This window comes from Pseudomonas sp. GXM4 (assembly GCF_008923895.1).
Lineage (GTDB): Bacteria > Pseudomonadota > Gammaproteobacteria > Pseudomonadales > Pseudomonadaceae > Aquipseudomonas > Aquipseudomonas atacamensis.
Window position 1 is genome coordinate 1 of record NZ_WBRZ01000203.1, and the last position, 9881, is coordinate 9881.

The 9881-nt window shown below is 51.4% G+C and carries 9 protein-coding genes and 1 pseudogene; 6 read left to right on the plus strand and 4 right to left on the minus strand.

Going from position 1 to position 9881, the window contains the following annotated elements; translation table 11 throughout:
* From F8N49_RS20755 to fabF, 5 genes and pseudogenes are all read left to right on the plus strand, one after another.
* Nucleotides 1-668 (plus strand): annotated as a pseudogene (locus F8N49_RS20755) (glycosyl transferase); the annotation flags it as partial.
* A 106-nt stretch (nt 669-774) separates the two neighbouring features.
* Nucleotides 775-2769: a nucleoside-diphosphate sugar epimerase/dehydratase gene (locus F8N49_RS20760; RefSeq protein WP_071173155.1), complete on the plus strand. Its 1995-nt coding sequence runs from the start codon at nt 775-777 to the stop codon at nt 2767-2769.
* Nucleotides 2770-2879: 110 nt separating this feature from the next.
* Nucleotides 2880-3215, plus strand: a complete 336-nt coding sequence (locus tag F8N49_RS20765) for a helix-hairpin-helix domain-containing protein (RefSeq protein WP_071173154.1) — start codon at nt 2880-2882, stop codon at nt 3213-3215.
* Between the two features lie 213 nt (nt 3216-3428).
* A complete protein-coding gene (locus F8N49_RS20770) occupies nt 3429-4232 on the plus strand; it encodes an SDR family oxidoreductase (RefSeq protein ID WP_071173153.1) in 804 nt (267 codons plus the stop codon).
* 22 nt (nt 4233-4254) lie between these two features.
* Nucleotides 4255-5535 (plus strand): beta-ketoacyl-ACP synthase II, encoded by a 1281-nt coding sequence (gene fabF, locus F8N49_RS20775; RefSeq protein WP_071173152.1) that lies wholly within the window; start codon nt 4255-4257, stop codon nt 5533-5535.
* On the opposite strand, the gene F8N49_RS20780 is transcribed toward fabF, so the two are convergent.
* Together F8N49_RS20780 and F8N49_RS20785 are read right to left on the minus strand one after the other, a co-directional pair.
* Nucleotides 5526-6083, minus strand: coding sequence for a TetR/AcrR family transcriptional regulator (locus F8N49_RS20780; protein ID WP_071173151.1), 558 nt, complete (start codon nt 6081-6083; stop codon nt 5526-5528). The genes fabF and F8N49_RS20780 overlap by 10 nt on opposite strands.
* Before the next feature lie 358 nt (nt 6084-6441).
* Nucleotides 6442-6609 (minus strand): DUF2897 family protein, encoded by a 168-nt coding sequence (locus tag F8N49_RS20785; protein ID WP_071173149.1) that lies wholly within the window; start codon nt 6607-6609, stop codon nt 6442-6444.
* A gap of 260 nt (nt 6610-6869) precedes the next feature.
* Here F8N49_RS20785 and F8N49_RS20790 point away from each other — a divergent pair, with 260 nt between their 5' ends.
* On the plus strand, nt 6870-8048 hold the full coding sequence (locus F8N49_RS20790) for a hypothetical protein (RefSeq protein ID WP_071173148.1): 1179 nt from the start codon (nt 6870-6872) through the stop codon (nt 8046-8048).
* A 157-nt stretch (nt 8049-8205) separates the two neighbouring features.
* Here the strand turns inward: F8N49_RS20790 and rffA are convergent, their stop codons facing one another.
* Both rffA and F8N49_RS20800 read right to left on the minus strand, forming a co-directional pair.
* The gene (gene rffA, locus F8N49_RS20795; RefSeq protein WP_151552363.1) at nt 8206-9345 is read right to left on the minus strand and encodes a dTDP-4-amino-4,6-dideoxygalactose transaminase; all 1140 of its coding nucleotides are present in this window, start codon (nt 9343-9345) and stop codon (nt 8206-8208) included.
* Nucleotides 9346-9459: 114 nt separating this feature from the next.
* Nucleotides 9460-9846, minus strand: a complete 387-nt coding sequence (locus F8N49_RS20800) for a GtrA family protein (RefSeq protein ID WP_071173146.1) — start codon at nt 9844-9846, stop codon at nt 9460-9462.
* Between the last annotated feature and the right edge of the window lie 35 nt (nt 9847-9881).

Here is a 9881-nt window from a genome sequence, read left to right on the forward strand (position 1 = left end):
CCGTTGAGTTGTTCGGTACTTCGATCGAGCTGGGTTGGCTGGGCTTTGTGCTGGGTGTTTTTTATCTTGTGTGGCTACTCAATCTTTACAATTTCATGGACGGCATTGACGGAATCGCCAGCGTAGAAGCGATTTGTGCCTGCGTCGGTGCTTGTCTGCTTTACTGGTTGTCTGGACTGGAGAGTCTGATCTGGGCGCCTTTGTTGCTCGCTGCTGCCGTTGGCGGCTTTCTATACTGGAACTTCCCTCCGGCACGGATATTCATGGGCGACGCTGGCAGTGGTTTTCTGGGCATCGTCCTTGGCGGATTGTCTCTGCAGGCTGCCTGGGTGAGCGCACCGATGCTCTGGGCCTGGATGATTTTGCTTGGTGTGTTCATTGTCGACGCTACGTACACGCTGTTTCATCGCATGCTGAGAGGAGAAAAGATCTATGAAGCACACCGTAGTCATGCCTACCAGTTCGCTTCACGTCGCTTTGGCAAACACCTGCCGGTCACTGTTGCGGTCGGCGTGATCAATCTGTTTTGGCTTTTGCCCATTGCCTTTTGTGTCACGAGCCTCGGCTTGGACGGTGCTTCGGGTGTGCTTTTGGCTTACATTCCATTGGTCGCTTTGGCAATAAAGTTTCACGCCGGAGATCTCGAGATTCCTGTGGTAAAGAACTAAGCAGTAATTGCCAGGTCATTTAGGTTTAGAGTGATCACGAAACGCCCTTGAGCCGGCACGATGGCGAGTACTGCTCAAAGGTGTGATCAAGGTAATTGAAGGGTTTATGGATAAAATCAGAGAGTATCTGTTAGGCCTTCCCCGGCGCCGCAAGAGACTGCTTCAGGTTGCCACAGACATCGTGCTCGTCTGGGCCGCGTTGTGGCTTGCTTTTATCGTTCGCCTGGGCCTGGACGATATGTACAACCCTTTCAAGGTGCATTTCTGGCTTTTTGTATGTGCACCTATTGTTGCGATTCCCTTGTTCATTCGCTTTGGCATGTATCGTGCGGTCATGCGCTATTTCGGCAACGATGCGCTGGTCGCTATTATCAAAGCGGTCAGTCTGTCCGCATTGATTCTGGCGCTGGTTGTCTACTGGTATAGCAACCACGAGGCGGTAGTCCCGCGGTCGATTGTCTTCAACTACTGGTGGCTAAGCCTTGTCATCATCGGCGGCTTGCGGTTGTGCATGCGTCAGTATTTCATGGGGGACTGGTTCGCCGGCGCTCAACACGTTCCGTTTTCCAGTCGTGACGATAGCCTTATAAAAGTTGCAGTCTATGGCGCAGGCGTCGCGGGTAATCAATTGGTCGCAGCATTACGCATGGGGCGAACCATGCGCCCGGTGGCATTTATCGATGACGATCCGAGCATTGCTGATAGGGTAATCGCCGGGCTGCAGGTCTATAAACCCAAGCACATTCAACAGATGATCGATGAAACAGGTGCGCAGGAAATTCTTCTGGCGCTGCCGTCGTCGACACGTGCACGACGCCGAGAAATTCTCACGCTTCTGGAAAGTTTTCCGCTACATATTCGCAGTGTTCCGAATTTCACTGACCTTGCCAGTGGCCGAGTCAAGGTCGAGGATATTCAGGAAGTGGATATCGCGGATCTGTTGGGGCGTGATTCGGTGCCTGCACAACCGGATCTGCTTAAGCGCTGTATCACAGGCAAGACGGTAATGGTTACTGGCGCTGGCGGTTCCATTGGGTCAGAGCTTTGCCGACAGATTTATTCGCTTGGCCCCACCAGGCTTTTGTTGTTTGACCACAGCGAATTCAACCTTTACAGCGTACTTTCGGAACTGGAGCAAAGAGGAAACCGGGAGTCGGCGTCGGTCAAGCTCTTGCCAATACTCGGTTCCATTCGTCATCCGCATAAATTGCTGGATGTCATGAAGACCTGGAACGTTGAGACTGTTTACCATGCTGCCGCGTATAAACACGTGCCGATGGTTGAACACAACATTGCGGAAGGGGTGCTCAATAACGTCATCGGGACGCTTAATACTGCCCAGGCTGCATTGCAATCGGGTGTGTCCAATTTCGTGTTGATTTCCACGGACAAGGCTGTTCGCCCCACTAACGTAATGGGCAGCACCAAGCGACTTGCCGAGCTGACGCTTCAGGCCTTGAGTCGAGAAATCGCCCCCGTTCTATTCGGTGACAAATCCAACGTATCCCGAGTCAACAAGACTCGCTTCACGATGGTTCGATTCGGGAATGTGCTGGGCTCTTCTGGTTCGGTCATTCCGCTATTCCACAGTCAGATCAAATCCGGTGGGCCACTGACGGTTACCCATCCGAAGATTACCCGTTACTTCATGACTATCCCTGAAGCCGCGCAACTGGTGATTCAGGCCGGTTCCATGGGCCAGGGCGGCGATGTGTTCGTGCTCGATATGGGGGAACCGGTAAGAATTGTCGAACTGGCGAAGAAGATGATTCATTTGTCCGGTTTGAGCGTGCGTTCGGAAAAAAATCTGCAAGGCGACATTTCGATCGAGTTCACCGGGTTACGCCCCGGCGAGAAGCTTTATGAAGAGTTGTTGATTGGCGATAACGTATTGGCGACTGAGCACCCGATGATCATGAGTGCCAGCGAAGATCATTTGCCATGGGATTTGCTCAAGCTTCGTTTGACGGATTTACTGGCTGCCGTCGAACAGGATGATTATTCGCGCGTTCGCCAGTTGCTGCGTGACACCGTCAGCGGCTACACCCCCGACGGCGAAATCGTCGACTGGATATACCAGCAGCGCCGTCTCGAGCCCTGATTGTTTCACATCCTGTAACGCTCGCATTTTTGACTTACACCCATCATGACCTACGTTTGAAGAGCAGCTTCGGAAAAGCTGCTTTCTCAAACGATGATGGAGCGTCACTAATGCGTACCGGTTACTTCTACTCTCTGATTTTCGCTTTCCTCACCAGCGCCTCGATCGCCGCTATTGCCGCACCTGTTGCACCTGCGGAGTCGCCCAAGGCGCCTTTGGTGATGGATACAGCGGCAGGTTCCCAAAGTGCAAAAGTCGATCTCAACGATGCCGACGCGGCGACGCTGCAAAAGGAACTGGCTGGGGTCGGTGAGGCCAAGGCGAAATCGATTGTTGCATATCGAGAAACAAACGGGCCGTTTTCATCGGTGGATGAGTTGCTGGAAGTGAAAGGGATCGGCAAGGCGATTCTTGATCGCAACCGTGACAAGCTGGAAGTCAACTAAGCTGAGTGTATAAAGCCAAGAGGCCGGTCATTGACCGGCCTCTTTTTTTAGCGCAATGCATGGCTCGTGATGACGGTGAAAAAGGCGTCGGTCGGACGATTAAAAATTACGGCTATCATATTGCGCCAGGATTATGCCTATAATAATTTGCCGGTTCGTTGAGCCTATGCGACTCAATGACGATTACCCATCAATCATTCCAGGAGCACTTACATGTATTCCACACAATCCAAAGGTACTGCTCTCGTCACCGGCGCATCGTCCGGTATCGGTGCAATTTACGCTGAGCGTCTGGCGGCGCGTGGTTTTGATCTGCTGCTGGTTGCCCGTGACAAGGATCGTCTGGAAAGTGCTGCGAGCCAGTTGCGCGATGCCCATGGCGTTCAGGGCGAGGTGTTGAAAGCCGATCTGACGCAGAAGGATGATGTGCTCAAACTCGAACAACGCCTGCGCAGCGATTCCAGCATCAGCTTGCTAGTCAATAACGCCGGTGTGGCGTCGGACGGATTGCTGGCCAACGCCGATATGGACCAGTTGGAGCGGTTGATCCAGCTGAACATCACCGCCGTCACTCGCCCGGCCTCTGCGGCAGCTGCCAGTTTCGCCAAGGCCGGACGTGGCACGATCATCAATATCGCTTCAGTGGTGGCGTTGTTTCCGGAACGCTTCAACGCTACCTACAGCGCCAGCAAAGCTTATGTACTGAGCCTGACCCAGTCGCTGAACACTGAGCTTGAAGGCACCGACGTGCAGATCCAGGCCGTGCTGCCGGGTGTGACCCGCACTGAAATCTGGGAGCGCTCCGGTATCGATGCCAGTGGCATTCCGGCAGAAATGGTCATGGACGCAGGCGAGATGGTCGATGCGGCGCTGGTCGGTCTTGATCAGGGCGAGTTGATCACTGTTCCTTCGCTGCCTGATGCAGGCGAATGGCACGCCTTTGTTGCGGCTCGCCATGTCATGGCGCCGAACCTTTCCCGCAGTGCCGCAGCACAACGCTACAAGTCCGGCAATTGAATTGATCAGAGGTCATCACGGTATGGATTCGCGTCGAATAGTCGTCACGGGCATGGGCCTGGTTTCACCCTTGGGCAGCGATCTCGAAGTCGTATGGCAGCGTTTGCTGGCCGGGCGTTCTGGTTTGCGTAACTTGCCTGAGGCAACGGTCGCTGATTTGCCCACGCGAGTCGGCGGCGCGGTGCCGACGCTGGAGGAGGACGCTGAAGCAGGATTTGATCCGGATCGCGCCACGCCGCCCAAGGAACAGAAGAAGATGGACCGATTCATTCTGTTCGCCATGGAGGCTGCCCGGCAGGCGCTGGAGCAGGCTGACTGGCATCCCTCAGAAAACAAAAGCCAAGAGCGTACCGCAACAGTCATCGGTTCCGGTGTCGGTGGTTTCGGTGCGATTGCCGAAGCCGTGCGCACGACCGACAGTCGCGGTCCTCGGCGTTTGTCACCGTTCACTATTCCATCCTTCCTAGTCAATCTGGCTGCCGGGCATGTATCGATCCGGCACGGTCTGAAGGGGCCATTGGGTGCTCCGGTTACGGCCTGTGCTGCTGGCGTTCAAGCGATAGGAGATGCCGCGCGTCTGATTCGTGCCGGTGAAGCCGACATCGCAGTGTGCGGCGGGGCGGAAGCCTGCATCGACCGCGTCAGTCTGGCGGGATTCGCGGCAGCGCGGGCCCTGTCCAGCGGTTACAACGACACCCCGCAGCGCGCCTCGCGGCCGTTCGACAGCGGACGGGACGGTTTCGTGATGGGCGAGGGCGCGGGGCTGTTGGTGATTGAATCCCTCGAGCATGCCTTGGCTCGTGGCGCGACGCCGTTGGCGGAACTGGTCGGTTACGGCACCAGTGCTGATGCCTATCATCTTACGGCCGGGCCTGAAGATGGCAGTGGCGCACGGCGAGCCATGACGCTGGCACTGGCGCAGGCAGGTGTTGAGCCGGATCAGGTGCAACACCTCAACGCTCACGCGACCTCGACGCCGGTGGGCGACCTCGGTGAGTTGGCGGCGATCAAAGCGTTGTTCGGCACGCAGAATAAAATCGCCGTGACGTCGACAAAGTCGGCCACCGGCCATCTACTTGGTGCTGCTGGCGGGTTAGAGGCGATTTTCACCCTTTTGGCGATTCGCGATCAGGTGGTACCGCCAACACTCAATTTCGACAATCCTGACCCTGCCTGCGGAGGTGTGGATGTAGTCCATGGCTATTCACGTTCGATGCAAATCGAATATGCACTGTCTAACGGCTTTGGCTTTGGCGGGGTGAATGCAAGTGTGCTTTTCAAGCGCTGGCAGAATCAGTCTTGATTTTGCTTGAGGTGGTCGCGGGTGACTGCAAGGATATGTTGGGCGAACTCGTGATCCGCGACACTTCGTGACAAAAGCAAGGCTCCAACCAGTGTCGACATGATGACGATGGCTTGGTCAGCCTTGTTCTCACATTTTAGGACATTTTCGATCTGTTCGAGCCGGGCACTGAGCACCGTGTCACTGGTGGGACTTGGATGACCACGATGGCCAAGCTCCGATGAAATGGTCAGCAGGGGGCAGCCTTCATTCGCTGAGGTTTGATGCCATTCGGATAGGTAGATATCAATGAAAGCAGCAAGGGCATTTTCCTGAGCGAAGATTTCCTCACACAACCCGGCGACTTGCTCACCTGCCTCTTGCAGAGCTTTTTCGATCAACTCGTCTTTGGACTTGAAATGCGAATAGAAGCCGCCATGAGTCAGGCCCAGCGCCTTCATTAAAGGTTGCAAGCCCGTAGCCGCGATGCCGTCCTTCCGAAACCGTGCCGAGGCTTCCTTGATGATCCGCTGGTGGGTGTGGGCTTTATGGTCCTGCGAGTAACGCATTTGGAGCTCTCCACAACAATGCCGTCATCTTAACCAATGTAAATTAAATGGTGACTGTACTTCTAATCCGAAAACAGGCCAGCTCATCGAATTTGGTGCTAAAGCGCTTACACGAACGTTGGCTAGAAATCCTTCCAGTGAAGAGTTTTCGCGGCATGCTGCGTCAGGGAGGGAAGGCGGTCGCAGTAATGGAGGAAGGGATGGCAGCTTTGGCTGACAATTTCTCGTACGGCACTTCTGAAGAGTTTCAAGAGGCAAGTGTATGATTTGCATAAGTTTAATCATGCCGAATCGCGTTGCGATCCTTATCAAAGAACCACAACTGTTCCGGATCGAACAAGGTAACCTCAAATTTCAGTCAACGATCTTGATCTTCCTTGGCATCCATTTCGGCATTGCGCTCCGCAATTCGCTTGCGTTGTTCTTCCGTCAAATCGACCTTATTGGCTGTATCACGCAGCATCATGAGACCACCGACGATCGACCCAATGGCGACAACCAAAATTAACCAGGCATACCAGGGCATAGGTTTCTCCTTTAGGGGGGGGCAGAGAGCTATCAAGTCAGTTCCACGTAAGATTTTGAGCAACAGTCCGGCACGATGGTTCAATTCTACACCTCCATCGCGCTTGGCTTCCGGCATTCGTGAGCCTGATGGAGCGACTGGAAAAGTGCTAGAGCTGCAGGTATCTATTGGGCCACGCGAAGCTCTCAGCGTTCTCGTGTGCCAGATAGCACCCTTGCCATGGTATTATCAGGAAAACAGTTGTTGAAATAAGGATTAAGATGGACTTCCCCGTTTTTGGTGATGCAGCCTCGTATAGCGATTTCGGAAAGGCTTGCGCTGATTATATAGTGCATGGTGGTGAAGGAGTAACTACCAGTTGTTATAACGCAGTTCGGCCTACGGGGATAATGGTTTATCACGCTATTCCGTTTTTACTGACAAGTGATCCGGTCGAGCAAAATCATATCGCTGTACTGATGAACTTGATTTCTCTTATGGTGCTGATGGCATCTTTGTTGGTCATATTCAAAAATTTGACTGGTGCTGTTCCGGGGAGAAACACTTGGGCTCATTATTTGGGTGGGTCTGCGGTGGTTTTATTTACGTTGATACTTTGTGTTGCGTATATACCCATACGTATGTCTGATATACAAAGTTTTGCATGTTTTTCAGCGTCCGTGGCAATCTTGTCAAGCGAGCAGAACAGGCGTCACTTGGGAGCATTAGTCGTAGCTGGATTGATGGCAGGGGTGTCCGTGCTGCTAAAACAGAACTATGTGATGTCTATATTTTTTCTGGTGTTTTTCTGGTGCTGTTTTGACCTCAAAAATCATTTTGCGGTAAAGTTTAAATATGTTTTTACCTATCTGCTTGGCGTATCTGTTTGCCTGATTCAGGTCGCAGCCGTCTACTACCATTCAGGTGTGCCTTGGTTTTATGAGCCGAAAGCAATGGCAGTCTACGATATGGTTAACTCTCAGCCGTATGTGGAACTAATAGCTTATACGATTCCGACTATAATTTCATATGTGTCGTACTTGCCAGTTGAGGTCACATCGTTCCAGTATGTCGCAATTAAGTTTTATGAGGGGATATCCAAGTTTTATTGGTCGGTGTATTTGGGGCAAGCTCCGACCGACATCACGCCGCAAGTAGTTATCGTCGGGCATGCCAAAATGCTTTATATGCAGTTGCTGATGGTCGTAATAGCGTTGGGGACTCTGCTGACGATCTCTTTCAAGAACAAATGGATAGCAATTTTTTCGCTCATGACAACAGCATCCATATTTTTGAATACCATTTTGTTGCACACGGAAAGTAGATATTTTCTAATGGCAAAGGTTTATTTTATTGTTTTGCTCGCGGTGATGTTTGTAAGGTTTGTAAACAAAATTGCTTCTAGATCAAAATACGGCGAGGCTGGTATGGCTGCAACTGATGCTCAGGCAGTAATTTAGCGATAGTAAACTGATTCGAAATGTCACGAAGGCAATGTCATAGGCGCGCCTCTTGAGGCGCGCCTATGCATACATTGTTGAGCGTCGACTCTTTTTGATTGGCTGGGCCATAGTCAGTAGTATGAGCGGCGCAGACTTTCAGGCAGTAGGTCGCTAATTACCTGATCGACTTGTACAGAGTCTCTATGACGATATCCTGTTGCTCTGTAGTCAAGCCTACCCAAAGAGGCAATCGAATTAGTCGTTCAGACTGGGTGTTGGTTACTTCCATTGAATCATGAACTCTGCCATAGCGCTGCCCTGCTGGGGAGGAGTGCAGGGGTACATAATGGAATACCGAATATATTTCATTTTGCTTCAGGTCGGCTAAAACTTTTTGTCGGTCCATATCCTGAGGAAGCAAGATGTAATACATGTGTGCATTATGTTCACAGGTTGTCGGAATTACGGGGCGGCGTAATAGGCCTTCGCTCTCAAAGCTTTCCAGTGCATCATTATAATAATTCCAGCTGGAAACCCGTTTGTCAGTGATGGTTTGTGCTTCTTCCAGTTGAGCCCAAAGAAATGCGGCTATTAGTTCACCGGGCAAATAGGAGGAACCTACTTCCTGCCACGTGTATTTGTCGAGTTCACCTCTGAAGAAGCGACTACGGTCAGTACCTTTTTCCCGAATGATTTCCGCTCGAAGTACTAAGGAAGGGTCATTGACCAATAGGGCACCGCCTTCGCCGGAAATGACATTCTTGGTTTCGTGGAAGCTGAATGCCCCCAGATCACCAATGCTGCCAAGGGCTCGACCCTTGTATTTCGACATGACCCCTTGAGCGGCGTCCTCGACGACCTTGAGGTTATGTCTTCTGGCAATGCTCATGATTGTATCCATTTCGCAAGAAACCCCCGCGTAATGGACAGGTACGATCGCCTTGGTCTTTGGAGTGATCGCTGCCTCTATTAGTCGTTCATCAATATTGAGCGTGTCTTTCCGAATATCGACGAAAACGGGAGTAGCACCTCGAAGTACAAATGCATTTGCTGTCGATACGAAGGTATAAGACGGCATGATGACTTCGTCACCAGGTTCGATATTCAGCAGCAGCGCTGACATTTCAAGCGCGGCTGTGCACGAGTGGGTCAGCAAGGCCTTGTTGCATTTCGTTTGCGCTTCGAGCCAGGAGTGGCAACGTTTCGTGAACATGCCATCTCCTGCAAGTTTGTTACCGAATTTTGCTTCTGAAATATAATAAAGTTCTTTCCCCGTCATGTGTGGACGGTTAAAGTAAATTTTTTCATTATTCATTCTAGGTCCATTTATAAGAGAAGGATTTGGGAAGAGTTGCAGTGAATTTGCTAAATACAGCCGTAATCCGGCAGATGTAACGGCAGCTCTCAGGGGACATCACTCGCTTTGTAGTCATGCGGCTCTCCGAAATACGAAAAGCTTTAATGTAATGAACAGATATATTGCTACGGTTAAGATTGCGCCTGCTTGGACTAATGCGTGACTGTATCCGAGGTGCTCTGAAAAATATAACAAGATAGCCAAGTTTATTGAGTAACCAATGAAATGTGCTATGAGATAACGTATTCCCGCTCCGAGCAGATGGCCGTCATACATAAAAGTGAGTTTTTTGTTGCCAAAAAAACTGATACCGGCAATTGTTATGTATAGTAGAGTCATTGCTATCGAAGGTGTCAGACCAAAATAGGTGAGAAGCAAATATGTAATATATCCCGCCGCATTGCTGATCGCGCCGACGAAGATATACCTTACCAACTGAGTGAATTGTTGTTTTTCCATGGGCTTTAACCGCTTCCTATAGTTGCCGCATTAAA